Annotated in this window: 24 protein-coding genes and 1 pseudogene; 9 read left to right on the forward strand and 16 right to left on the reverse strand. The window is 32.4% G+C overall.

The window, feature by feature from the left end; translation table 11 throughout:
- Positions 1-35: 35 nt before the first annotated feature.
- Positions 36-908: a cupin-like domain-containing protein gene (locus ACQY6M_RS15250; RefSeq protein WP_428740937.1), complete on the forward strand. Its 873-nt coding sequence runs from the start codon at positions 36-38 to the stop codon at positions 906-908.
- Between the two features lie 33 nt (positions 909-941).
- Here the strand turns inward: ACQY6M_RS15250 and ACQY6M_RS15255 are convergent, their stop codons facing one another.
- The 6 genes from ACQY6M_RS15255 to panB are packed head-to-tail and all read right to left on the reverse strand — an operon-like array spanning position 942 to position 4318.
- A complete protein-coding gene (locus ACQY6M_RS15255) occupies positions 942-1316 on the reverse strand; it encodes a hypothetical protein (protein ID WP_428740936.1) in 375 nt (124 codons plus the stop codon).
- A gap of 12 nt (positions 1317-1328) precedes the next feature.
- Complete coding sequence (locus tag ACQY6M_RS15260) at positions 1329-1598, reverse strand: TM2 domain-containing protein (protein WP_428740935.1); 270 nt, start codon at positions 1596-1598, stop codon at positions 1329-1331.
- 36 nt (positions 1599-1634) lie between these two features.
- Complete coding sequence (locus ACQY6M_RS15265) at positions 1635-2024, reverse strand: VOC family protein (protein WP_428740934.1); 390 nt, start codon at positions 2022-2024, stop codon at positions 1635-1637.
- 1 nt (position 2025) lies between these two features.
- On the reverse strand, positions 2026-2484 hold the full coding sequence (locus ACQY6M_RS15270; RefSeq protein ID WP_428740933.1) for a DUF1801 domain-containing protein: 459 nt from the start codon (positions 2482-2484) through the stop codon (positions 2026-2028).
- 24 nt (positions 2485-2508) lie between these two features.
- Entirely contained in the window at positions 2509-3447 is a 939-nt protein-coding gene (locus tag ACQY6M_RS15275; RefSeq protein ID WP_428740932.1) for a 2-hydroxyacid dehydrogenase, read from the reverse strand.
- Positions 3448-3499: 52 nt separating this feature from the next.
- Positions 3500-4318, reverse strand: coding sequence for a 3-methyl-2-oxobutanoate hydroxymethyltransferase (gene panB / locus ACQY6M_RS15280; protein WP_428740931.1), 819 nt, complete (start codon positions 4316-4318; stop codon positions 3500-3502).
- Between the two features lie 163 nt (positions 4319-4481).
- Here panB and ACQY6M_RS15285 point away from each other — a divergent pair, with 163 nt between their 5' ends.
- The 5 genes from ACQY6M_RS15285 (at position 4482) to ACQY6M_RS15305 (ending at position 7486) form a co-directional block, all read left to right on the forward strand.
- Complete coding sequence (locus ACQY6M_RS15285; protein ID WP_428740930.1) at positions 4482-4955, forward strand: nuclear transport factor 2 family protein; 474 nt, start codon at positions 4482-4484, stop codon at positions 4953-4955.
- Between the two features lie 4 nt (positions 4956-4959).
- Positions 4960-5880: a TolB family protein gene (locus ACQY6M_RS15290; protein ID WP_428740929.1), complete on the forward strand. Its 921-nt coding sequence runs from the start codon at positions 4960-4962 to the stop codon at positions 5878-5880.
- A 16-nt stretch (positions 5881-5896) separates the two neighbouring features.
- Positions 5897-6469 carry a sigma-70 family RNA polymerase sigma factor gene (locus tag ACQY6M_RS15295; protein ID WP_428740928.1) on the forward strand — a complete coding sequence of 191 codons (573 nt, stop codon included), beginning with the start codon at positions 5897-5899 and terminating at the stop codon, positions 6467-6469.
- 5 nt (positions 6470-6474) lie between these two features.
- Positions 6475-6735: a hypothetical protein gene (locus ACQY6M_RS15300; protein WP_428740927.1), complete on the forward strand. Its 261-nt coding sequence runs from the start codon at positions 6475-6477 to the stop codon at positions 6733-6735.
- 109 nt (positions 6736-6844) lie between these two features.
- The gene (locus ACQY6M_RS15305) at positions 6845-7486 is read left to right on the forward strand and encodes an O-methyltransferase (protein ID WP_428740926.1); all 642 of its coding nucleotides are present in this window, start codon (positions 6845-6847) and stop codon (positions 7484-7486) included.
- Between the two features lie 55 nt (positions 7487-7541).
- Here ACQY6M_RS15305 and ACQY6M_RS15310 read toward each other — a convergent pair whose 3' ends face one another.
- Positions 7542-8660, reverse strand: a complete 1119-nt coding sequence (locus tag ACQY6M_RS15310) for a histidine decarboxylase (protein ID WP_428740925.1) — start codon at positions 8658-8660, stop codon at positions 7542-7544.
- A 165-nt stretch (positions 8661-8825) separates the two neighbouring features.
- On the opposite strand from ACQY6M_RS15310, the gene ACQY6M_RS15315 reads away from it, so the two are divergent.
- Positions 8826-9290 (forward strand): Lrp/AsnC family transcriptional regulator, encoded by a 465-nt coding sequence (locus tag ACQY6M_RS15315; protein ID WP_428740924.1) that lies wholly within the window; start codon positions 8826-8828, stop codon positions 9288-9290.
- A gap of 29 nt (positions 9291-9319) precedes the next feature.
- Here ACQY6M_RS15315 and ACQY6M_RS15320 read toward each other — a convergent pair whose 3' ends face one another.
- From ACQY6M_RS15320 to ACQY6M_RS15360, 9 genes and pseudogenes are all read right to left on the reverse strand, one after another.
- Positions 9320-9601 (reverse strand): Sec-independent protein translocase subunit TatA/TatB, encoded by a 282-nt coding sequence (locus ACQY6M_RS15320; protein WP_428740923.1) that lies wholly within the window; start codon positions 9599-9601, stop codon positions 9320-9322.
- A gap of 95 nt (positions 9602-9696) precedes the next feature.
- The gene (locus ACQY6M_RS15325; protein ID WP_428740922.1) at positions 9697-9990 is read right to left on the reverse strand and encodes a FoF1 ATP synthase subunit delta/epsilon; all 294 of its coding nucleotides are present in this window, start codon (positions 9988-9990) and stop codon (positions 9697-9699) included.
- Positions 9991-10035: 45 nt separating this feature from the next.
- The gene (gene atpD / locus ACQY6M_RS15330) at positions 10036-11547 is read right to left on the reverse strand and encodes a F0F1 ATP synthase subunit beta (protein WP_428740921.1); all 1512 of its coding nucleotides are present in this window, start codon (positions 11545-11547) and stop codon (positions 10036-10038) included.
- Between the two features lie 181 nt (positions 11548-11728).
- Positions 11729-13084, reverse strand: a complete 1356-nt coding sequence (locus ACQY6M_RS15335; protein ID WP_428740920.1) for an OmpA family protein — start codon at positions 13082-13084, stop codon at positions 11729-11731.
- Positions 13085-13202: 118 nt separating this feature from the next.
- Complete coding sequence (kbl, locus tag ACQY6M_RS15340) at positions 13203-14396, reverse strand: glycine C-acetyltransferase (protein WP_428740919.1); 1194 nt, start codon at positions 14394-14396, stop codon at positions 13203-13205.
- Positions 14397-14446: 50 nt separating this feature from the next.
- Positions 14447-17572 (reverse strand): UvrD-helicase domain-containing protein, encoded by a 3126-nt coding sequence (locus ACQY6M_RS15345; protein ID WP_428740918.1) that lies wholly within the window; start codon positions 17570-17572, stop codon positions 14447-14449.
- A 74-nt stretch (positions 17573-17646) separates the two neighbouring features.
- Positions 17647-19841, reverse strand: a pseudogene (feoB, locus tag ACQY6M_RS15350) (ferrous iron transport protein B).
- A gap of 2 nt (positions 19842-19843) precedes the next feature.
- Entirely contained in the window at positions 19844-20866 is a 1023-nt protein-coding gene (locus ACQY6M_RS15355) for an iron dependent repressor, metal binding and dimerization domain protein (RefSeq protein WP_428740917.1), read from the reverse strand.
- Positions 20863-21519 carry a metal-dependent transcriptional regulator gene (locus tag ACQY6M_RS15360; protein ID WP_428740916.1) on the reverse strand — a complete coding sequence of 219 codons (657 nt, stop codon included), beginning with the start codon at positions 21517-21519 and terminating at the stop codon, positions 20863-20865. The genes ACQY6M_RS15355 and ACQY6M_RS15360 overlap by 4 nt, the downstream gene beginning before the upstream one ends.
- 129 nt (positions 21520-21648) lie before the next feature.
- Here ACQY6M_RS15360 and ACQY6M_RS15365 point away from each other — a divergent pair, with 129 nt between their 5' ends.
- Both ACQY6M_RS15365 and ACQY6M_RS15370 read left to right on the forward strand, forming a co-directional pair.
- Positions 21649-23982, forward strand: coding sequence for a TonB-dependent receptor (locus ACQY6M_RS15365; protein WP_428740915.1), 2334 nt, complete (start codon positions 21649-21651; stop codon positions 23980-23982).
- A gap of 135 nt (positions 23983-24117) precedes the next feature.
- Positions 24118-26901: a TonB-dependent receptor domain-containing protein gene (locus ACQY6M_RS15370; RefSeq protein ID WP_428740914.1), complete on the forward strand. Its 2784-nt coding sequence runs from the start codon at positions 24118-24120 to the stop codon at positions 26899-26901.
- Positions 26902-26918: the final 17 nt, after the last annotated feature.

Consider the following 26918-nt stretch of genomic DNA (forward strand, 5'->3'; position numbering starts at 1 on the left):
CAATTTCTTAACTTTGCTGCTTTAAACTGAGAGCTATGGGATTAAATCTTTCTAATGTTGATAGAGTAGAAACGATTACCAAAGAAGACTTTATCAAAAACTATTTTAAACCACAAAAGCCTGTGGTAATTGAACGCTTTATTGAAGATTGGCCTGCATATTCCAAATGGTCTTTAGACTATATGAAAGAAATTGCTGGTGACAAAACTGTTCCTTTATATGACGATAGACCTGTTGATTATAAAGATGGTTTCAATGAGCCTCATGCCACAATGAAAATGAGTGAATATGTAGATTTGCTAAAACGTGAACCTACTAAATTTAGAATTTTTTTGTGGAACATTTTAAAGGAAGTGCCTCAGTTGCAAAATGATTTTAAGTTTCCAGATTTTGGCTTAAGTTTAATGAAAGGGTTACCAATGTTATTTTTTGGCGGACGCGATTCATATACATTTATGCATTATGATATCGACTTAGCTAATATTTTCCATTTTCATTTTGAAGGAAAAAAGAAATGCATTTTGTTCGATCAAAAACAAAACAAGTTTTTATACAAAATTCCACACTCATTAATTACACGTGAGGATATTGATTTTAACAATCCTGATTTTGATAAGTGGCCTGCATTAAAAAAAGCTAAAGGATATGTTGCAGAGTTAGAACATGGAAATGTATTATATATGCCTGAAGGATATTGGCATTATATGCGTTATGTTACTCCTGGTTTTTCGATGAGTTTACGTGCTATTGCTCGTACACCTAAAAATTTAGGTAAAGCTGTTTATAATGTATTTGTTATGCGTACAGTTGATAATTTTATGCGTCGTATAAAAGGTCAAAAATGGATTGATTGGAAGAACGAACAAGCCATAACTAGAACAAATAAAGCAAACAAAATTGCATCATAAAAAAAGCGCCACTTTGGCGCTTTTCTTTTATATCTATTTCCCAAATAGTCTTTGAAAAAAGTTTTTAGTCTTTGTTTTTGACTCTTTAAATTCTTCCTTTGCTTCCTTAGCAAAATCAGCCAAATGCTCACTTGTCTCTCCTGCAACTTCAGAAGCCTTTTCTGTTATATCATCTAATACTTCTTTAGCTCCGTCGACAAACTCGTTCGCTTTCTCTTTTGCTTTTTGAACAGCTTCATCAGAAACAATTTCTTGAACTTTTTCTTTTGCTTCTTCAACCATGTCTACTATATGTTCACTAGCTTCTCCAACCAGCTCACTGGCTTGTCCAGCTACATCATCTATAACATCTTTTGCTTTATCTAAACCTTCGTTTAAATTACCTTTTATGTTTTTCTCTTTAGACATGATAAAAAATGGTTAGAACCAACCTCTTTGGTTTACTTGGTAAGTATCAATAAACTCTTGGTCAGATTTTGTTAAATAAATTATTCCTTCAATAAAAGGAATAATCCCAGCAAACCCACAAGTTATAATTGTGGCAACAAGTTGAATCACACCTTCTTTTGTGTATCCTAAAAGAAACTTATGAACTCCTATTGAACCAATTAAAATTGCTAAAACACCAGCTAACACTCGTTTACTTTCTTGATTAGGAACTGTATTCCCATTTTCATCGATTACATTCATTTTTTTGTTTTTTTATTAAATTATAAGATGCTAAATTTATAAAAAAGCTTCGTCTTTTGGCTCCCATAATTCAATTTTATTTCCATCTAAATCTAGTATCCAACCAAATTTACCATAATCATATTCCTCTATCTTATCTATAACTGTTACTCCTTTTTGCTTTAACCCTTCTAATAATTCTACTAAATTTTCAACTCTATAGTTAAACATAAAATCTTTTTTAGAAGGCTGAAAATAACTAGTATCCTTAGCAAACGGACTCCATTGTGTGGAAGCTTTTTTATCTTCGTCATCTTTCCACCAAAATGTACACCCCCAATCATCAGTATTAAATCCTAAGTTATTTTTATACCATTCTTTGGTCGCTTTAGGATCTTCTGTTTTAAAGAATACTCCTCCTATTCCTGTTACTTTACCTTTTTTCATTTTATTTATTTTTAATGACAGATTCGTAGATAGACACCCATTCATCAACAGATATTTTCGTACACAATTCAGCTATCAAATCGTATGGGATATCATCCATTTTTTTAAGACGGATGCAACTTTTACCCATATCTAATTTTCGTTTAGCATGTTTAGGATATTCCCCAACAAACCAATCGTGTAACTCTTTTTTAGCGTAAATTCCATTGTGATATAAGTTTACTGAATTCTTTTGCGACGCTAAATTCATAAAAGGTAACGGTAATTTTGGGTCACAATGATAGCCCTCAGGATATTTCGAATGAGGAACATAATATCCAATCATATTATAGTTGATTCCTTCTTCAAAACCCTCAGGTAAGTTTTTTCGAATAACTACTTGAAGCTTTTTTATTACCTCTTGTCTTTCTTCTGGTAATTGAGCTATGTATTCCTCTACTGTTGATGCTTCATATTTCATATTATATGAATTTGAAGCTACAAGTTAGCAAAATTTTGCTTTGATTTTATCTACAATGGTTTGCGCTAATTTTTCTTTACTTTCTATGGTCCAACCAGCTACGTGAGGAGAAAGCAACACATTCTCTGCATTAATTAAGTATTTAAAAGCTTCTGGCATTTCTTGATCTGTAAACAGATTTTCAAACGATTTCTTTTCATATTCCAGCACATCCAAACCTGCTCCTAATACTTTTCCTGATTGTAAAGCCTGAACCAAATCTTTGGTTACTACAGATTTTCCACGTGCTGTGTTTAACAACCAAAAAGGATTTGAAAAACCATTAATAAACTCTGAGTTAATCATATTCTCTGTTAACTCTGTTTGTGGAGTGTGTAGACTTAAAACCTCTGCTCTTTTTTGAAGTTCTTCTAAAGAAACTTGTTCACAATTTTCATCTCCTACATTTGGTTTAATATCATAACAAAGAACCTTTACATCAAACCCTCTAAGCTTTTTTGCAAAAGCTTTCCCCATGTTACCATAACCAACAATTCCAACTGTTCTCCCATCCAGTTCAATTCCTCTATTTTCTTCTCGCAACCATTTTCCTTCTCGTACTTCTTTATCTGCTTTATTCAATTTATTAAAGAGAGAAAGTAACATTCCTAAAGTATGTTCTCCTACCGCATTTCTATTTCCTTCTGGTGCTGAAATAAGCTCTACTCCTTTTTTTTCAGCATACTCACAATCAATATTTTCCAAACCAGCCCCCACACGACCAATAAACTTCAAATTTGTTGCTTTGTCTAAAAATTGACTATCAATGGTAAAACGACTTCGAATAACAATTCCTTCATACTGATGAATTTTTGTTTCAATCTCTGATTTTGTAGACGTGTAATCTTCGTAATTTTCAAAACCTAACTCTTGGAGTTGTTTTAATAATAAAGGGTGATTAGTATCTAAATGAAGTATTTTCATTTTTTATTCTGTTCTAAAACAAAAAAGCCTTCCAAAGGAAGACTTCATATTATTAATATTGTTCGTTTTCGTTTGGAAAGTCCTTGCTTTTTACATCAGCAATATACTGCTCAAATGCATTTGTCATTTCGGTATGTAAATCTAAATATCTACGTAAAAAACGAGGGTTGAATTCGTGCGTCATCCCTAACATATCATGCATTACTAATACCTGTCCATCAACACCAGCTCCTGCTCCAATTCCTATAACAGGAATTGTTAATGCTTCCGCTACTTTCTGTGCTAATTTTGCTGGTACTTTTTCAAGGACAAGAGCAAAACATCCTAATCTTTCTAACATTAAAGCATCTTGCATTAATTTTTCTGCTTCTTCCTCTTCTTTTGCTCTTACTGTATAGGTTCCAAATTTATAAATAGACTGCGGTGTTAACCCTAAATGTCCCATTACTGGGATTCCAGCATTTAAAATTCGTTTTATTGAGTCTTTAATTTCTTTTCCTCCTTCTAATTTAATTGAGTGCGCTCCACTTTCTTTCATTATTCGGATAGCTGAACGTAATGCTTCTTTAGGATCTGATTGGTAACTTCCAAAAGGCAAATCTACTACAACCAAGCAACGATCAATTCCTCTTACTACAGAACACGCATGATAAATCATTTGATCTAAAGTAATTGGCAATGTTGTTTCGTGTCCTGCCATTACATTTGATGCTGAATCACCAACCAAAATCACATCTATTCCTGCACCATCAACAATTTTTGCCATGGTGTAATCATAAGCTGTAAGCATAGAGATTTTTTCTCCGTTAGCTTTCATCTCTACAAGAGATTTTGTGGTAACTCTTTTATATTGTTTTTTTGCTACAGACATTTCTTTTGTTTTATGGAATGTAAAAATACACAATTATTCAATGTTATTATTCTTTATAACTACTTAACAAATTGTTTCTATTTTCTAAAGTCGTTAATCTTCTGTTAATTAAATATTCTTGGCTTATTTTTTTAATAGCTTTACTTACCAAAACCAAACTGACATGCAAAAAATACTCACCTTACTTATTGTCATCATCCTTTCATCAGTTGTAAACGCTCAAGAAAACTCACATAAAGAAGCTATTAAAAACACTATTGAAACTTTTTTTGAAGGGCTACATAAAGGTGATAGTACCATAGTTAGTACTACCTTGCATCCCAGTATCAAAATACAAACAACTTTTACCAACAAAGAAGGTAAAAAAATGTTAGTTACTGAAACCAGAAATAAGTTACTAACTAGCATTGCTAATAAAAAAGCCGAACACACTTATTTAGAAAAATTACTGTCTTGGGATATTAAAATCGATGGAAACTTAGCATCTGTTTGGACTCCTTATGAGTTTTATTTGAATGATGCATTTAGCCACTGTGGAGCGAATTCATTTCAGCTTTTTAACAATAATGGAAAATGGGAGATTATATACTTAGTTGATATGAGACGTAGAGGTGATTGTGAAGCTAACAAACAATAAATGCATGAAAAAGCTTAGTTTACTTTTCTTACTTTTTTCTTGTTTCTGTTTTGCTCAAGAATACAAACCCTTTATGCCTGAATTATTTCAAGGATTACCTAATGTAAGGGATTTTTCAATGAACAAAAACCATGATGAGTTTTATTTTACTGTTGAAAGCTACTTAAAAGAATTTTCTTTTATAGCCTATTCAAAAAAAATAGATGGAAAATGGCAAAAACCTAAGGTTGCCAATTTTTCTGGTCAACATAAAGATTTAGAACCTTTTTTATCTCCTGATGGATTGCAACTCTTTTTTGCTTCTAATAGAAAAGACAATATCTCTGGAGAAATAAAAAAAGATATGGATATATGGTATGTTACTAGAAAATCTTCATCTGGTGACTGGTCAGAACCTATAAATATTGGTAATAATGTAAATACAACAGCTGATGAATTTTATCCTTCAGTAACTGAAAAAGGGGATTTATTTTTTACTGCCGAATATGAAAATTCAAAAGGAAAAGAAGACATTTATGTGAGTAGGTTGGTTAATGGAGTTTATACAAAACCAACTCCTCTTAGTGCCGGAGTAAACTCAGAGAAATATGAATTTAATGCCTTTGTAGCACCTGATGAAAGTTTTATCATTTTTACTTCATATGGTAGAAAAAATGATTTAGGAAGAGGTGATTTGTATATCAGTAAAAAAGACAAAAATAATCAGTGGCAGCCAGCAATTCATTTAACAAAAGTCAATTCTAATAAACTTGATTATTGTCCGTTTGTTGATATGAGTGCCAATACTCTATATTTTACTACAAGTATTTCCAGTATTGCTAAATCTCTACCAAAAAAAATGATTATGAATGAAATTATCAATTATATAAACCAAAATCCTAATGGATTGAGTAGAATTTACGTAACTTCTTTCATCAAAAAATAGCCTTATCTTTGAATAAATGACTCAACTAGATCCTTCTAACATATTATCGCCTGACAAGTGGGTAGACAACTATGCTGATTATTTATTTAATTATGCCATAGCTCGTGTAAATAATGCAAACGTTGCCAAAGATTTGGTACAAGAAACGTTTTTTGCTGGGCTAAAATCTGCCAAAAATTTTGAAGGAAAATCTACTGAAAGAACATGGTTGATTTCAATATTAAAACGTAAAATTATTGATTACTATCGAAAAATAAATTCTAAGAAAGGACAAGCCGAAGTTAGAGTAAATTTTTATGATAGCGGTGATAATGAAGGTAGTTGGATTGAAGAACGTGTTCCTCAATCGTGGAACAATGAAGCTGAACAAAATATTGAAAATGAAGAATTGAGAATTCAATTAGATAAGTGTATTGATAAGTTACCAGAAAAATATGCCATGGTTTTTAGAATGAAAACTATTCAGCAATTTGAAACTGAGGATATTTGTAAGGAGTTAAATATTTCTCCGTCGAATTTATGGGTTATCATTCACAGAGCACGAACACAATTAAGAAGTTGTATGGAAAAAAACTGGTTTAATAAGTAATAACAATGTTTAAATTTTTTAAAATTACATGTGATCAAGCCACTACTATTTGCGATAAAAGTCAATATGGTGAAGCTTCTGTATATGAAAAAATGCAACTTAATTGGCATTTACTGGTTTGTAAAATTTGTGCTTTATACTCTAAACAAAACAAAAGAATGTCCGAAATTTTTAATCTAAAAAACGGTCATTGTAATAAAAATAATGCTTGTTTATCGAGTAAAGATAAAGAAGCTTTGAAAGAACAATTAAATAATTTTAATTAACCGATTTGGTTTTTAAAAACCATTTTTTTGATTTTTTGTTAGATTGAGACGGAATTTATCGCAGTGATAAATTCCGTTTTTTTAATTTTGCTCCAGAAAAAATAATAGTATGCACTTTTTACCAGAAAAACTAGATAATTATGTTGTTGAGCATTCTCAAGCTGAACCAAAACTACTACAAGAATTAAGTAGAGAAACTTGGCAAAAAGTGTTAAATCCTCGCATGTTAAGTGGTGCTTTTCAAGGAAGAGTTTTGTCTATGCTTTCAAAATTAATTCAACCTAAATCAATTTTAGAAATTGGAACTTACACTGGGTATTCTGCTTTGTGTTTAGCAGAAGGATTGGCTAAAGATGGTATAATTTATACCATTGATAAGAACGAGGAATTAGAAGAACTTCAACACAAGTATTTTCAAAAATCGGAATATAAAGATCAAATAACTCAGTATGTAGGAAATGCTCTAGACATAATTCCAACTATAGACAACAAGTTTGATTTAGTGTTTATAGATGCCGATAAATCTAACTATGTAAACTATTTTCATTTGATTATTGAAAAAATGAATAAAGGGGGGATTATCTTATCTGACAATGTACTTTGGAGTGGTAAAGTAGTGGAAGAGCTAGATCCTAAAGATATAGACACTAAAATTCTTTTAGAGTATAATAGACTTTTAAATGAAGATAGTCGCTTAGAAACCGTTTTATTACCCATACGAGACGGTTTAACAATTAGTAGAGTCTTATAAAAACAAAAAGCAAACCTTGAGGTTTGCTTTTTAACTTTATAGCTGTAATAAGGATTTAATTATGCGTTAATCTTTCAGCAATAAATAACTCTTTTGCATAGTCTTCAATAAAAGCATCTATTTGCCATTTTTCTATCCCAGGTACACAAATAATGTGAGCCATATCATTTTCTGAAGCCAATTGGTATTTTTTACATAAAACATCAGATGGTTTATCTAACACCACGGTTAGCGCTTCATTATTTCTCCAAGCTTTTACTCCTATTGCGTTTAATTTTTGTTCTGTATACCCCGCTAATTCTTGTGATTTTCTTGCTCTGGATATCAATCCTTCTTTCCCATGTTTTTCTATAAAAGCCCATAACAATAAAGGTGTTAATCCATTTCTTGAACCAGTAATAGTAGTATCTAAAGTTCCAACATATGAAACTGAGTTTACAATTCTGTTTCTATGCTTACGCTTCGCTAAAACTATTCCGCAAGGTATTGGCCCACCAATAAACTTGTGCCCAGATATAGAAATACTATCAATTCCTTCTGCAAAGTCAAATTTTGGTTTTGGATCAACAAAAGGAGCAATACATCCTAAAAATGCAGCATCACAATGAATGTAATAATCTTTGATAGCGTACTTTTTAATAATTCCTTTTATTCTATCTAAGTCATCTACAGCTTCTGTCATGGTAGTTCCAATATTTAAAAAGAAAACTGCTGGTTTATCTCTATGTAGGGTTATCAAATTCTCTAAATCTTCATAATCCATTTCACCATTCTCTTGACTTCTTACAACTATATTTTTCAAGTTAAGCAGGTGTAAGTTCTTTTTTACACTGTAATGTGTAGACTCACTGTAGTAAACTACTGGATTATTAAAACTTTCTCTCGCTAAATACAATCCATACAGGTTCCCTTCTGTACCTCCATTAGTAACATAACCCCATACATCATCAGTTGAAGAAGATAACATATTGGCAAAAAAACTAATAACCTCTCTCTCAACATCCTTAGTATCTATAGATAATGTTGAAGGAGATTCTGGGTCACCTACATTGTTAATACATAAATTTAAAAAAGGTGCAAATTCACTGTAATTGAAATCTTTTGCTAAAGGATAACCAAGAAAATGAGATGAAGCCTCGCTAATTCTATCATAAATTTCTTTTATTCTGCTCATATTTACCTGTTTTAAATATTATTAAATCACTTAACAAATATATCCTTAAAGGATATATATCTATAAAACACATATCAATAAAGAAAAAAAAACTATTTTTAAACTTTAAACAGGTATAAATACTTTTTAAGAGTAAAAAAGTATTTTAAAACAGAAAAACTTACCATGCATCAATTAGATAACGTAGATAAAAAGCTCTTAGAGGAGCTACAAAAAGACTGCAAACAATCCATAAAACAACTAGCAAATAAGGTAAATCTATCCATAACTCCAACCCATGAGCGTATTAAAAAAATGGAAACCATTGGGATTATAGACAAATATGTTGCCTTATTAAACTTAGAAACAATTGATAAGAGTTTAATTGTGTATTGCCAAGTAACCTTAGTAAAACATCAAGAAACTGCCTTTAAAGAATTTGAAGAGTATATGTCTAAAATAGATGAAATCGTAGAAGTATCTTACATCGCTGGTGTGTACGATTTCTTATTAAAAGTTGTTTTGAAAGACATGAATGAATATCAAGATTTTGTACTAAAAAAATTATCGCAGTTAGAAGTCATTTCAAACATTCAAAGCTCATTTGTAATGAAGCAAGTAAAAAACACTACAAAAATAAAATTGACATAGTTTTTGTAAACTATGTCAATTTTATTGGTTTAACGATTTCTTTTTATAGGTCCTGTAAAATCGTCAATATTATCTTTTACTTCGTTTACTTCGTTTTTTATATCTCTTACAAAGTCGGTATCTATACCTTGATTTTTGGCACTCTCATTAATTTCACGTTTAATATCGTTTGTAGCATCTTTAATTTGACGCATACCCTTTCCTAACCCTCTAGCTATTTCAGGGATTTTATCGGCTCCAAACAGCATTACAACGATTAACAAGATTACAAAAATCTCTGGTCCTCCAATAAATAAAAATATTCCGTTCATCACTACAAAGATAATTAAATTCGATGTGCTATTTTCTTTAAGAGAATAAAAAAAGCAACCTAAAACGGTTGCTTTTTATTTTATAATAATGCGAACTAGTCTGCTAGAATAATCGCTTTGTTATCTTTCATTTCAATGGTTCCTGATTTGATAGCTAACGTTAAAACTTTATCATCTCCTGCTAACCTTTCAATGCTTCCATGTAAGTCATCAAAAACTAAATGATTTTGAGTATGTACGTGTACTTTAACTCTTCCTTCATTTAAAATAGACACTACAGGTGCGTGATTATTTAAAATTTGGAATTCTCCATTTACACCTGGCACTACAACAGAATCAACTTCTGATGAAAATAAAATAGCTTCTGGTGTTACAATTTCTAAATACATAAATTTAATGCTTTAGGCTTTAAGCTATAAGCTTAAGGCAATTAATTACGCTTCTGCTAACATTTTCTCTCCAGCATCAATTGCTTCTTGAATTGATCCTTTTAAGTTAAATGCCGCTTCAGGATATTTATCTAACTCTCCATCCATAATCATGTTGAATCCTTTGATAGTATCTTTAATATCTACTAATACTCCTGGGATTCCAGTAAACTGCTCAGCAACGTGGAATGGTTGAGATAAGAAACGTTGTACACGACGTGCTCTATGAACTACTAATTTATCTTCTTCAGATAATTCTTCCATACCTAAAATTGCGATAATATCTTGTAATTCTTTATAGCGCTGTAAAATCTCTTTTACTTTTTGTGCACAGTTATAGTGCTCATCACCTAAAATATCAGCAGTTAAAATTCTTGATGTAGAATCTAATGGGTCAACCGCAGGGTAAATACCTAACTCAGCAATCTTACGAGATAATACTGTAGTAGCATCTAAGTGAGCAAACGTTGTTGCTGGTGCTGGATCCGTTAAATCATCCGCAGGTACATAAACCGCTTGTACAGATGTAATAGATCCTTTCTTAGTAGAAGTAATACGCTCTTGCATTGCTCCCATCTCTGTTGCTAATGTTGGTTGGTAACCTACCGCTGATGGCATACGCCCTAATAATGCTGACACCTCAGAACCTGCTTGTGTAAAACGGAAGATATTATCAACGAAGAATAATACGTCTTTTCCTTGTGCTTCACCAGCTCCATCACGGAAATACTCAGCAATTGTCAATCCAGATAAAGCTACACGAGCACGTGCTCCTGGTGGCTCATTCATCTGACCGAATACGAAAGTTGCTTTAGAATCTCTCATTCCAGCTTTATCAACTTTTGATAAATCCCATCCTCCATTTTCCATAGAGTGCATGAAATCATCACCGTACTTGATAATTCCTGATTCTAACATCTCACGTAATAAATCGTTTCCTTCACGAGTTCTTTCACCTACACCAGCGAATACAGATAAACCTCCGTGTCCTTTTGCGATGTTATTAATTAACTCCTGAATTAATACAGTTTTTCCTACTCCTGCTCCTCCGAACAATCCAATTTTACCTCCTTTTGCATAAGGCTCAATTAAATCGATTACTTTAATCCCTGTAAATAACACTTCGGTAGAAGTTGATAAATCTTCAAACTTTGGAGCTGTACGGTGAATTGGTAAACCAGCATCTCCTTCTTTAGGTAAATTCCCTAATCCGTCAATTGCATCACCTGTTACGTTAAATAATCTCCCGTAGATATCATTACCTATTGGCATTTGAATTGGGTTACCAGTAGCAATTACTTCTTGCCCTCTTTGTAAACCATCAGTCGCATCCATAGAAATAGTACGAACTGTATCTTCACCAATATGTTGTTGAACTTCTAAAACTAAAATTGAACCATCGGCTTTTTTTATTTCTAACGAATCATAAATCTTTGGTAATTCAGCATTTTCTGTATTAAACTCAACATCGATTACTGGACCAATAATTTGAGAAACTTTACCTGTTATTGTAGACATTACTATGTGTAATTAAAGTTATTTTATTTACTATATGAGCTTTAGCTCGTTTTTTCAAGGTGCAAAGGTAATTTTTTTAATGGAATTTAAAAAACGTTTCCAAGTATTTTTCCGTAAAAAAATTAAACAAAAAAAAGCCCCACTTTCGTGAGGCTTATTTTATATAGAAGTGTTTATTAAATTACTTAACTAATTTAATTTCAACACGTCTGTTTTCAGCTCTACCAGCTCTTGTTTTGTTATCAGCAATTGGATAGTCTTCACCAAATCCTGCAGAAGTTAATCTATCAGCAGCGATTCCACCTTTACCTACTAAATAATCTAAAACAGCTTTAGCTCTTTTTTCAGATAATTTTTGGTTAGTAACGTTAGAACCTGCACTATCTGTGTGACCTTGGATACTGAAGTTAGCTTTTGGGTACTCCTTCATGATTCCAGCGATTAAATCTAATTTACCAGTAACTCCAGTTCTGAAAGTAGATTTTCCTGAGTTAAAGTAGATAGCTCTTGCGAATTCGTTTAATTGCTTAACAGCTTCTTCTTTGATTACTACTTCTGGACATCCGTTGTTAGATGCAACACCAGCTTCGTTTGGACACTTATCATCTTTGTCTAATACTCCGTCTCCGTCAGTATCTGGCCAAGGGCATCCGTTGTTTTCAGCTGGACCAGCAGTTTCAGGACATTTATCTTTTCCATCTACAACACCGTCTCCGTCAGCATCAGGACATCCGTTGTTAGCTTGAGTTCCTTTTTCTGTTGGACAAGCATCATCTTTATCAGCAATACCATCTCCATCAGCATCAGGACATCCGTTTAAAGCAGCTAAACCAGCAACTTCTGGACAAGCATCGTCAGAATCTTTGATTCCGTCTCCGTCAGTATCAGGACACCCGTTGAATTCTTTTAATCCAGCAACTTCTGGACAAGCATCATCTTTATCGTAGATTCCATCTCCGTCAGTATCTTTACCTCCGAATCTGAATACTAAACCAATTGAGTGTTGGAAGTGATCACGAACTTTATCAGCAAATTCTTTTTTCCCTCCAGTTTGAAAGTTTAAACCTAAGTTATCGTTAAACCAAGTATTGAATCCTGCTCCAACATTTAACATTCCTTCACCTTCATCAGCCAAAGAAGTATAACCTCCACCAACATATACATAAGGATCCCACCATCCGGTTTCTCCAATTAAGTTGTTTAAGTCATACTTTACGTTAGCATCGATAGCCCAGTAAAGCTCGTCCATATCATCCTCTACACTGAAAGTTTCAATTTTATTTAACGACCCAGCTAACTGTAAAGTAAATCCGTCGTTTAAATATCTATCAACAGTTACTCTTGAAATTGAAGGCAAGATATTCCAGTCACTAGTACCGATATAATCTTTAGCATAATCTCCAAATTCTGAAGGGATTCTAATGTCAACTGCATTAACCCCGAAACCAACCGCCCAAGGGTTGTTTGAATCCTGTGCGCTAACGTTTACAGCAGCAAACGTAATTAAAGCCATCACAGCTAATTTTAATTGTTTCATTATTAAAAATTTAAATTAAAAGTTCGTTTATATACTCGCAAATGTAAGTTGTTAAAACTTATTTACAAAAACAAATCTACAAAAACTTATAAAAATTGCAAGTTTTTGACTAAGATATTTATATCACGTTTAACTCTTTTCCAACCTTGATAAAAGCGTTTATTGCTTTATCTAAATGCTCTTTTTCATGAGCTGCTGAAAGCTGTACACGAATTCTTGCCTGATCTTTTGGAACCACAGGGTAAAAGAACCCTATTACATAAATACCTTCTTCTAATAGTTTATTTGCCATTACTTGCGACAACTTTGCATCATACAGCATTACTGGTACAATAGCTGCGTCAGCTCCTACCAAATCGAAACCTGCTTTTTCCATTTCTGCACGGAAATAATTCGTATTCCATTCTAATTTATCTCGTAATGATGTATCGTTAGATAACAAGTCAAATACTTTTAAAGAAGCTCCTACAATCGCAGGTGCTAAAGAGTTTGAAAACAAATACGGACGTGAACGCTGACGTAAGATTTCAATAATTTCTTTTTTACCTGTCGTATACCCTCCCATTGCTCCTCCTAGGGCTTTTCCTAGAGTTCCTGTAACAATATCAACACGATTCATTACATTTTTAAGTTCTACTGTTCCTCTTCCTGTTTTTCCGATAAACCCAGCTGCATGACATTCATCTACCATCACCATTGCATCGTACTTATCTGCTAAATCACAAATCTCATCTAACTTCGCTACGATTCCATCCATAGAAAAAACTCCATCAGTTACAACAATCTTAAAACGGTGACCTTGCTTGTTCGCTTCAATTAATTGTTCTTCTAGTGATGCCATATCATTATTATCATAACGATATCGTGCCGCTTTACACAAACGCACTCCATCAATAATAGAGGCATGGTTTAAACTATCAGAAATAATAGCATCTTCACTTGTTAATAATGGCTCAAAAACTCCACCATTTGCATCAAAAGCTGCAGCATATAATATAGTATCTTCTGTAGTGTAAAAATCAGCAATCTTTTTCTCTAACTGTTTGTGAATATCTTGCGTACCACAAATAAAACGCACAGACGACATTCCAAAACCATGAGTATCCATTGTATCCTTAGCCGCTTGAATTACTTCTGGATGATTAGACAGCCCTAAATAGTTATTAGCACAAAAGTTAATCACCTCTTCTCCTGTAGAAATTTTTATTACTGCGTCTTGCGACGAAGTAATAATACGTTCTGATTTATACAATCCAGCATCTTTAATATCCTGAATTTCCTGTTGTAACTGTTCTTTTATTTTTCCGTACATAATTTATGTTTGAAAGTTGTTTGCTATATATAAAAGGTCAAAGTTAGTTTTTAAACTTCTTCAACCAAAATTTCTTCATCAATATATACAAGTAGTTTTTTTTGCACTTTAAAATTCATTGTCTGCAACACTCTAGCATATCTTAATAATTGTTGATGATAAGCTTTCGATGGTTTTCCTGTTTTATAATCAATAATAACTACTTCATTATTTTGGTTAAACACCAATCGGTCTGGAATTACAATTTGACCATCAACATCTACAATTTCGCGTTCATTATAAACTGTTACCTCGTTAGAAAAATATTTTTCCAATAAAGGATGATTTACAATTTGTTCAATATTTTTAGTCACTTCTTCCTTTTTCTCCTGAGGAAGAATTCCCTGTTGTTCATATCGGTGTACTATTTTATCAATATCTTTTGCAGTGATAATTTTAGCCATCATCTCATGAACCAAATTACCAAACTCAATAGCCTTTCCTTGTTCGGTATCCCACAATTTAGAAGCACTTGCTAACATGTGAATATTGTGCTCTCGCCAAGGTGTAGAAATAAATGTTTCTTGAATTTCTGTTGCATTAATTTCTTGTTTACGTTCACCGACTCTTCCCGAATTACCAATAACATATTCTAATTGCTCTTCATTCCACAAGTTTTGAGCTTTTAAATAATTGATAAAAACTCCTGAGTAAAAATTTGTGTTTTCTTCACCTTTTGACGAAATTTTCTTTTCCGTTATAACATGTAATTGCTCTACCGCTCTTGTCAGTGCAACATATAATAGGTTAAAATTATCTAACTCTAACTCTTCCCTTTGTTGTTGGTAAATCTCCGAACCTTGATCATTCACATAATTCAAATCTTTATTAAATGGAACCAATAACTCTTTAAATCCATCAAAACTTTCTGGCAACTCATTTAGCCAAACTTTCGGATTCACTTGTCGGTATACATCTAAATCATACGGAAAGATAACCACAGGAAACTCCAATCCTTTCGATTTGTGAATCGTCATAACTTGCACCGCATTTCCGCTCTCTGGAGCCACAATACTCAACTTATCTTTTTTATCTGACCAAAAATCTAAAAACTCTTGAATACTTGTCCCTTTCCGTTGCTGCTCCAATACCACATCTAAGAAAAATTGTACATACGCATCAGAAGAAGTAATCAATTGAAATCCTCTAATAATCTCTTCTACTTTTTCATAAAAAGGTAGTTGATGAAAAGTTGATAATTCAAAAGAAGCTCCATAGTTTTTTAATTGTTGAAAAATGGTTTCGTTAGGTTGGTGAATCAGTTCTGCTATAAATGAATGTTTATCTTCTACAGTCTTTAAATGTTCCTGCAAAAAATAAAGCATTTCCAAACAGGTTTCTTTATCATTCGGATGTTGAATTACCTGTAAAACATCCATGATAAACTTTACTTTAGAACTATTTTCTAACAATAAGGTTTCTGAAGAAATGATATCAATTCCATTTTCTGACAAATAATTTGCAACCGCTATTCCGTCTTTCTTTTTACGAACTAGAATACATATTTCATTCAAAGAAAACTCTTTTTCTAATCTTTTGACAATCTCTAAAACTTTCTTAGGGTATTTTATCTGTTCCTCCTCTTTATCTTCTTCTTTTTCTAAAAAAGTTAATGACACACAACCTCCTTTTTTTGAGTTCTCTAACTGTTTATTTCCATCAATAAACAATTGCTTATAGGATTCATTTTGCAAGAAGTTTGCTATATGTTGAAAAAATTGATTATTAAAATTTATTACCTCAGCATAACTCCTAAAATTAGTCTCTAAGGTTTTTACTTCTTTCGAAATTTGAAACGGATTATCTTTCTCTGATCCTAATCCAATAAACTGTTCAGACTTTCCTCCACGCCAACGATAAATTGCCTGTTTACCATCACCCACCAACAACAAATTACTATTTTCTTGCGCTAGCGCATTATCGATTAACGGAATTAAATTTTGCCATTGTAAAGTGGAAGTATCTTGCATTTCATCAATAAAATAATGCATGAATCTTTGCCCAATACGTTCATAAATAAATGGTGCAGGCTGATCTTTAATATTATCAGAAATTAACTGATTGAACTCAGCGTTTAATCGTAAGTTATTTTCTTCTTTTAAGTGTGAAAGTTCTTGATTGATATTGTTTAAAACTGCCAGCGGAATCAAACTTTTTAACGCCAAGTTATTCATCAAAAATTGCTGACACAACTTTTCTGACTCAGTATATAATCGAAGTAATTCTGGTAAAAGTCCTTCGATAGCTGTTTTTATATCTTCTGACTTTGACTTAGCGTAAAAATTATTTTCTTCTATTCGTTCTCTAAGAGCACTTTCGTCAAAAAACTTAGCTTTTTCAGGATTTTGAGACAACGCCACAAAGTGATTAGGTAACATTGAACGATAAAAGTCATTATGCGCCAACTGCATACTTTCAATCATTTTTAACGCCTCCTCCCCAATTTCTTTCCAACGTTTTTTTATTTCTTTTTGATGTTTGGACAACTTCGCTTTTAAACTGGTAAAATCAGCGAGTTGTTTATCTACCAGTTTTCTAAAATGCTTTATATCATCTTCATTCAGTAATATTTTTGAAAACTCATTTAGTTCACGGGAAATATCCCACGATTTATCATCATCCGCTTTATCCAATGAAAAATCAATCAATAACTTTGTTAAAGCCTCATCGGTTCCAATTTTTGAAATGAGTACATCTACTGCTTCTTTTAGTAGCGATCCAGCATCCATTTCAACTTCAAAATTGAGCGGTAATCCTAAATCGTATGCAAAACTCTTGATAACTTTATGCGTAAAACTATCAATTGTAGTAATTGAAAACGCTGCATAATTCCGAAGAATCTCATCTAATATTTTTTTACTTCGATCTTTTACAACATTTCGATCAAGTGAAGTTTCTTCTAAAATAATTTCTAGTAAATCATTACTTCCTCCTTCTGAAAAAACTTGTAGATTGTGCAACACACGCTCTTTCATTTCACCAGCAGCTTTATTAGTAAACGTGATTGCTAATATCTTTTGAAAGCGAAAAATATCTTCAGACAGCAATAACACCTTTAAATACTCTTTTACTAAAGTAAAGGTTTTTCCACTACCTGCTGAGGCATTATATACTTGAAATACAGAATGATTTTGCACTACTTGATTTTAACGCAAAATACAAAAACCAAGTAAAACTGTTTTTATAGGTTGTGTTTATTTTCTCAATTACTTTAAGAGAAGATTCTCCAAATTTGAGCTACTAAAAAAGTTACTACAAAACCTGCTATAACAGGAAGAATAGAAGCAACAGCTGTCCATTTTTTACTCTTTGTTTCTTTATAAATGGTATAAATAGTAGTACTACAAGGATTATGTAATAAACTAAACAGCATCACATTCACTGCTGTTAACAAAGTCCAACCTCCAGCTTTTAAAACATCACTCGTAGCTGTTACTGAGTCTAGTTCAAACATTACTCCTGCACCTGCACCTGCATCAATGCCCACAACCATAACCGTTAACATTAATATAGTTGGAATTACAATTTCATTTGCTGGTATTGCTACTACATATGCTAGCAAAACAACACCATTCAACCCTAACAAGAATCCAAAACCATCCAACGAATGCACTAACCAAGCAGCAATACTTTCGTTACCTATATAAATATTACAGATCAACCAAATAACCGCTCCTGCTGGTGCTGCAAAAACAATAGCTCTCCATAATACGATCAACGTTCTATCAATTAACGAAGTGTAAATTGTTTTCCAAAATACGGGTGGGCGATACGGTGGTAATTCTAAATTAAAAGTAGAAACCTCTCCCTTTAATACTGTTTTTGACAAGGCCCAAGAAAAGAAAAACATAAAGAAAATTCCTAAAACTGCTATTCCGATTACTGCCGATAACGAAGCTAAACTCGAATAAGATTCTGGTACAACAGCTCCAATGAATATAGTGGCTAGCAATATTTGTGTTGGCCAACGACCATTACACAATGAGAAATTATTGGTTATGATTGCTATTAATCGTTCTCTAGGACTGTCTATTATTCTTGTTGCAACCACTCCTGCTGCGTTACAACCAAATCCCATGGTCATAGTTAACGCTTGTTTTCCATGTGCTCCTGATTTTTTAAACAAAGCATCCATATTAAATGCAACTCTTGGCAAGTACCCAAAGTCTTCTAATAAAGTAAACAGCGGAAAAAAGATAGCCATTGGCGGTAACATTACCGCAATTACCCAAGCTACAGCCAAATACACTCCATCAATTAAAAAACCTGACAACCACCAAGGAAACTCTAAGAAGCTCGCTCCATTTTTCAACATCGGATGAATCGTATCCAACAATAAACCAGCCAACATTGAAGACGGATAATTAGCCCCTATGATGGTAACCCAAAGTACTACTCCTAAAAGAAACAACATTATTGGAAACCCCCAAATTTTACTGGTTACAATTTTATCAATTTGAGCATCAATTCTAAACTTTCTTTTTTGGTCATCTTTTTTTACTGAACCTTCTACTATTTTAGAAGCTTCTGCATAAATACTTTCCGACAAAACATCATGAAAGTCATCTCCAATTTGCCATCGAAGATCTTTAGATAACGAAATTATATTCTCTATATTTTTAGCACTCATTTTTCTACTTCTTATATAAACTTTCCTGTCCTTAGACCCTCTATCACCTGCTTATCTCCTTCTAACAATCGAAATGCCAACCATCTACTATTTGCTATAGTTGGATATTCCTTTTTTATTGACATACTAAGTTCTTCTACTGCTTTTTCAATGTTATGTGGAATGTTATTTATTTTTCGTGGTTTGCATGTAATTTTTCTATTAGCCAACTCACTTATAGTTTTAAGCAGCTCTGGAATTCCTTCTTTAAATCTAGCACTGGTAGCCACTACAGGAATTCCTAAATCTTTAGACAGTATTCGTGTGTCAATTTCTATATGGTTTCTCTTAGCTTCATCCATTAAATTCAAACATAAGATAGCGTGATCCGTAATTTCTAATATTTGTAATACCAAATTCAAATTTCGCTCTAATCTACTTGCATCTACTACGATTACGGTAAGCGTAGGCTTACCAAAAAGGATAAAGTTTCTGGCTACTTCTTCATCCTCCGAAGTAGAGAGCAACGAATAAGTTCCTGGTAAATCTACTAACTTATATTTTTGAGCATTGTATTCAAATCCTCCCTCTGCTCTTGCTACCGTTTTCCCTGGCCAATTACCTGTATGTTGACGCAATCCTGTTAACGCATTAAAAACCGTGCTTTTTCCTGTATTAGGATTCCCTGCCAACGCCACTACAAAATCAAAATTATCGGTATTTACCCCTAACTTTTTTAACCCTTCTGCATTGTAGTGCGTACAAGTTTCACATGGGCTTTTTGTCTGTTTTTCCATCACTATTCTTTTTTAATCAGAATTTTTGAAGCTTGGTTTTCTCGTAAAGCAATAGATGTGCCTTTTATTAAAAAAGCAGTAGGGTCTTTTAACGGATTTCGCAAATCAACCTCTACTATTGCTCCCCTCACAAAACCTAAGTCTAACAATCGTCTTCTGTTTTCTCCTCTACATTCTTTAGATAACCCTATTATTTTTGCGACTTCATTTTCTTGCAAACTAGATAATCGCATAATATTTTCTTCAGATACTGATTGGTCTTCAAAAACCAATACAGTAATATTTCCTGCTACTACTGGTGCTAAAACAAATTTTTCTCCTTCTGAATGAAACACTACTCTCATTCTGTTATTTTCAACAACACGAATTTGAGAATCTAAATGTATTTTCTCCGCCAGTATTTGTTTATAGATAATCTCTGGCTCATCTTCTATATGAATTATTCGACCCACCTCACCCACTGAAAGTTCTGACAATTGAACCCCTTTTTTAGGAGCTATTTTTCCTGTTTTAGTAGGAATAGGATCTCCATGAGGGTCGTACTTCGGGTTTCCTAAAAGCTCTGATAATTGATTGGTTTCATCAACACTTAATTCATGTTCTTTTCGCTCCGCTCTTTGATGCCATTCTTTCTTATCAAAACCTGTTTTTTCTGACAAGAATTTCTCCCACAACCTATGTGCTCTAACGATTTGAAGCGCATATTCATTCCCTAATTCTGTCAATCGATACGAATCATCTTCCATATAAATAAGTTCACTCTCAATCATTTTACTAATACTTTCAATAAGCAATCGATTGTTATAATTCAACTTATCCGTCAAATCATTAGTAGTTAACTTTTTATTAGATACTTGATTGTGATATAGAAGTTTTAAAATATCTTCTATAATCGTTTTTGTTTTAAACTTGTAATTTTTTTTCAATAGATAATAAATCCCTTTTGTTGGCCTAAAAATATAGTACAACAGTATAGCCAAGCTAAAAAACACCAAAAGAGAAACTATAGGATTTACTGTACTCATTGTTTTTGTATATATAAATTACTTGCTATCTTATTTGAAACAGAAAATGCTTTACCTTCCATTTCTATTACCAACGAACCATCAAAAGGCTCTTTATCTAACACTTTAATTTCTTTACCCAAAGAAATTCCTTGTTTATCTAAAAATCGTAAAAACTCTGACGAACTATCATCCACTCCAACACAAACTCCCATCTCATTTTCCTTTAAAGTTGACAACAAACTCTTGTCTATCATTTGTAAATTACCATCTTTATCTGGAATTGGGTCTCCATGTGGATCTCTTTTAGGATACCCCAAAAAAGCATCCAACTCGTTAATCAATTTAGGCGATTTAATATGCTCTAATTGCTCTGCCACTTCATGCACCTCATCCCAAGAGAAATTCAAAGTATCAACTAAAAAAACCTCCCATAATCGGTGCTTTCTAATAATATTAGCCGCTATTTTTTTACCAAAATCAGTTAAGGTTACTCCTTGATACTTTTTATACACTACCACTTTTTTATCAGATAGCTTTTTCACCATATCAGTAACCGAAGATGCTTTGGTTTCTAATTTCTTAGCAATTGAATTAGTACTAATTCCATTTTTTGAATCAGCAGTTAAATGATACATTGCTTTGATATAATTTTCTTCAGACTGACTAAACATATTCACTTTTTAGATTATACAAATGTACAAATTTGTTTCATATAAACATATTTTTAGACTTATCTAAAATTTATTTTATATTTGCATAAATTTTTAATTCAAAATCTGTTTATCAGTAAATTATTTAAAATGAAAAATTACATTGCCTTAGCAATCATTCTACTTTCAAGTGTTATTAATGGGCAAACTTTAAAAGGAAAAATCACCTCTTCTACAGGTGAAATCATTCCATTTGCTTCTATTTTTATAAAAAATACAAATACAGGAGCTACAGCTGACGAACATGGAAACTATGAACTAAAAGCGACCAAAGGTAAACTTGCTATAGTAGCGTCAACTGTTGGATTTTTATCTGAAAGAAAAATTATAACATTACATTCATCAGAAGAAAAAATAGTAGACTTTACATTGACAGAAACCGCTGAAATTTTAGATCAAGTTACCGTTACTGGAACTCGTACCGATAAACGTCGTACAAACAGTCCTGTTATTGTAAATGTTATCAATAGTCAAACATTAGCAGATGTTCAGGCTTGCAATTTGTCAGAAGGACTAAAATTCCAAACAGGTTTACGTGTGGAAACCGATTGTCAAACTTGTAATTATACTCAATTACGCATGAATGGTTTAGCAGGTGGATATTCTCAAATTTTAATCAATGGTCGTCCTATTTTTAGCCCATTAACCGGCTTGTACGGTTTAGAGCAAATACCTACTAACATGATTGAACGTATTGAAGTAGTGAGAGGTGGAGGTTCTGCTTTGTATGGATCGAGTGCTATTGGTGGTACTGTAAATGTGATTACTAAAATTCCAAAAAAGAACAATTATAGTATTGGTTATACCTATCAAAACATTAAAGGAGCTTCTGACCACATCATTGCTGGAAATGCAACTGTAATTAATGAAAATCGTAATGCAGGGGCTTCTTTCTTTATCAACAACCGAAGAAGAGCAATGTACGATGCTAATAACGATAACTTCTCTGAACTTCCTGAATTAAAAAACAATTCGTTTGGAACTAATTTATTCTTCCTTCCTACAGAAAATCAAAAAATAGAAGTTAACTTTAGTAAAATGAATGAATACCGCTATGGAGGAGAGATGGTCGATAAAGCTCCACATTTTGCTATGCAATCTGAAGAACGTGTTCATGATGTATATGTAGGAAATATTGATTACCAAATTAATTTTAATGAAGACAAAAGTTCAATCATCACCTATTTTGCTACACAATATACTGGAAGAGAACATTACACAGGAATTCGCCCTGAAGCAAATACTCCTGAAGATACAGAACACTTAGCAAATCCGCCATACGGAAACTCTACCACTACTACTTTTCAAGGAGGATTGCAATTCAACCATAAGTTAGAGGAGTTTTTAGGAGGTAACAATGTAATAACTATTGGAGGAGAGTTTGTGCAAGATGATGTTTTTGATGTTATTGATGCATACCAGTACAAAGTAGATCAATTAACACAAAACTTTGGATTCTTTTTCCAAAGCGATTGGGAAATTTCTGACAAATGGAATTTATTAACTGGTGTACGATATGATAACCATACATTAAACTCACTTAAAACTGATGGTTCTAAAAAAGACATCATTAATAATATTGCTAGTCCAAGAGTATCTTTATTGTTCAAACCGTTTGAAAACACTCAAATCAGAGGAACTTGGGGTACTGGTTTTAGAGCCCCACAAGCTTTCGATACCGATTTACATATAGCTTTTGCTGGTGGTGGAGTATCACGAGTAGTGTTAGCAGACAATTTAAAAAGAGAGCGCTCTAATAGCTACACTATTTCCTTCAACTACGATAAACCAACCGAACATTATATTTATGGTTTTACAGTTGAAAGTTTTTACACCAATTTAAAAGACGCCTTTTACTTAGAATCAATAGGAGAAGATACTTACGGTGAAGTTTTCGAAAAAAGAAATGGAGATGGTGCTGTTGTACAAGGAATCACTTTAGAAACACGCTTAAATTACGATGGAATTTTACAAGTAGATGCTGGATTCACCTATCAGTCTAGTAAATATGACACCGCAGTAAATAACTCTGATGATTTACCTCTTAAAAGAGAATTTTTACGCACACCTACTACCTATGGTTATGCTACAGCAACCTATACTCCAAATCAAAAGTTTAAAACTTCTCTAAATTTAGTTTATACAGGTAAAATGAATGTATTACACTTAGCTTCAGAACTTCCTAATATTACAACAGATGAATATTTTACTTCACCTTCCTTTTTTAATTTAGGAATTAACAGTAGTTATACATTTAACATAGAAAAACTTAACACCAATATAGAGCTTAACGCAGGTATTAGGAACATTTTCAATGATTACCAACCTATTTTCGATGTTGGCAAAGACCGCGACAGTAATTTTATTTATGGTCCTTCAGCACCCAGAACCTATGTTTTAGGACTAAAATTTACAAGTAATTAATGTTAAGGTAACATATATTCTTTTCGTTAACGTTAAATAAACATTCTAATAATAGAATAGTAATTCCTACATAACATTAGCTTTACTATTTAACGTGAATTTTGCGGCGTAAATAAACAGAATTCAAAGATTAGAATGAAAAAAATATTATTTATAGCTTTTTTAAGCTTATGTAATTTAGCATTTTCTCAAAGCAAAGGTACTGTAACAGGTACGGTTACTGACAAAGAAATGAATGGTGAGGCATTACCTTTTGCTAACGTCTTTATCAAAGGAACATCTATAGGTGGAACTACTGATATGGATGGTAAATACACACTAAACGTTCCTGCAGGTAACCAAACTATTGTTTTTAGCTTTATTGGATATCAAACTATTGAAAAACCAATTACTGTAAAAGCTAGCGAAAGTTTAATTGTAAACCAAGAATTAGGAGCTAATGAAGGTGTAACATTAGACGAAGTTAAAATTAACGCTTCTGTTAGTAAAGAAAAAGAAAGTGCATTACTTTTAGAACAAAGAAAAGCTGTTACTATAGAAACAAAAATTGGTAACCAAGAACTTTCTAGAAAAGGTGTTAGTGATATTGCTACTGCTGTTACCAAAACTACTGGAGTTTCAAAACAAGAAGGTTCAGGAGGTAGTATTTTTGTTAGAGGTCTTGGAGACAGATATAATGTAACTTCATTAAATGGACTTCCATTACCTTCTAACAATCCGTCAAGAAAAAATATAGATCTTAGTATTTTTTCTACAGACATTGTTGAGTATATAGGTATAGATAAAACTTATTCAACCAAAAACTATGGAGATTTTGGTGGGGCTAACATTGACATTGCCTCTAAAATTTATAAAGGCGATGGCTTTGTACAGATTAAACTAGGGTCTTCTTTAAATACAATTGCTAGTCAAAAAAGTAAATTCTATGTAGCTGACGGACCAAATGATTTTGGTTTTTATAAAACATACTATCCAGCTTTTCCTTTAAATAACTACAACTTTACAACAAGCTGGGATAGAAAAACTGGAAACTACCCTATTAATTCTTCTTTGTCTATCAAAGGAGGTGATTCGTATAGTCTATCTGATAATACTAAAATAAGCTTTTTTGCTGTAGGTTCATTTGATAACGATTATAGTTATAAGCAAGGTGTTGCCAGAGGTGATGTTAACGTTTCTGGGGTAGCAAGAAAAAACTTAACTAGAGAATCGTATTCATATGGTACTAATACTACTTTTATGGGGAATATTCGATTAAAACATAAAGGGCAAGAGTTAAAGTATAATGGGTTAATGGTAAATAACTCAAGTAATTCTCATGATGACTATCAAGGTATTTATGATGTTTTTGACAATGCCCCAGAAGGTGGTGCTGTAATTCAAAGACAAACATTTATGAGAAACACCTTATATGTTCACCAATTATTAGGAAATCATAGAATTAGTGATGCATTTAAGGCTGAATGGGGAGCTTCTTACAATTTTAATAAAAATAATGTTCCTGATCGTAGACAAACAACTGTTTTACCTAACAGAAATGATGACCCTGATGGTCCAAAATCATTTTTATTAATCAGTAATGATTCTGATAACCATAGATTTTATTCTGATTTAGAAGAAGAAGAATTAGCCGCTAATGCAGCATTTACATATCAATTTGCCAAAAACAATGATGATATATATAGAGCTAAAGTTAAGTTAGGGTATAGTGGAAGGTTTAAAAATGTAGATTTTGATGCTACTCAGTTTAACTTTGTTATTAACCAAAGAACTGCTCAACCATTCATTGATGATGTTTATAACTTAGACAGCTATTTTAATCAAGCTAATTTCAATGCTGGATTATACTCTATTAGAACATTTAGAGGAGGACTAGGAACTTCAACAAATGTTTTACTACCTCAAACATATGGAGGCGATCAGAACATTAATGCTGGGTATTTAGAATTTGAATATAAATTTTCGGATAAGTTTACTGGTATTTTTGGAGTAAGAGGAGAACAAATTAACCAATCACTTAAATATGATACTTCTGTTAATTCAGGTCAAAGTGAGTTAGATCAATTACAAATATTACCAGCAACATCTTTAAAGTATGCCATAAATGATAAACATAACTTAAAATTTGCAGCAAGTAAATCGTATACTTTACCGCAATTTAAAGAAAGAGCTCCGTTTTTATATGAAGGTGTAGTAAATAGTTCTATTGGTAACCCTAACCTATATTCTTCAGATAACTATAATGCTGATTTAAAATGGGAATTTTTCCCAGAAAGAGAAGAGATTATTTCTGTAGGAGCATTTAGTAAATACATTGAAAACCCAATCAACGAAGTTAGAATAAACTCTGCATCAAATGATATTAGTTATGCTAATACTGGAGATTGGGGTATTGCTTATGGTGTTGAGCTTGAATTAAGAAAAGTTTTATTCAATAAAGAAACTGGTAAAAACGCTCTTAATAGTAAATTAACTTATGGTCTTAATGCATCATACATGAACCATAAACAGGAATTAAATAAAGAAAAAGTTATTGCCGAAAACCCTGGAATGAGTGTAGATTTTAGTAAAACAGAAGACGGTTTTGCAGGAGCTTCTGATTTATTAATAAATACTGATTTAAGTTACTCAAAAGATTTCAATAACGGGACAAATATTCAATCTACACTAGTGTATAACTATTTCTCAGATAGAATTTTTGCCTTAGGAACAGAAGGAAAAGGAAATTTAGTTGACAAAGGGTTTGGAACACTTGATTTAATCTTAAAATCAAAATTAAATGAAAAATTAAGTCTTGGTGTAACAGCAAAGAACTTATTAAACCCAACTATCAAAAGACTTCAAGATAATCAAGACGTTACAATATCTTCTTATAAAAAAGGTGTTGACTTTAAATTATCATTATCTTATAACTTTTAATTAACAATCCTATAACC

Origin of the sequence: Tenacibaculum sp. (assembly GCF_050290165.1) — a bacterium.
GTDB lineage: Bacteria > Bacteroidota > Bacteroidia > Flavobacteriales > Flavobacteriaceae > Polaribacter.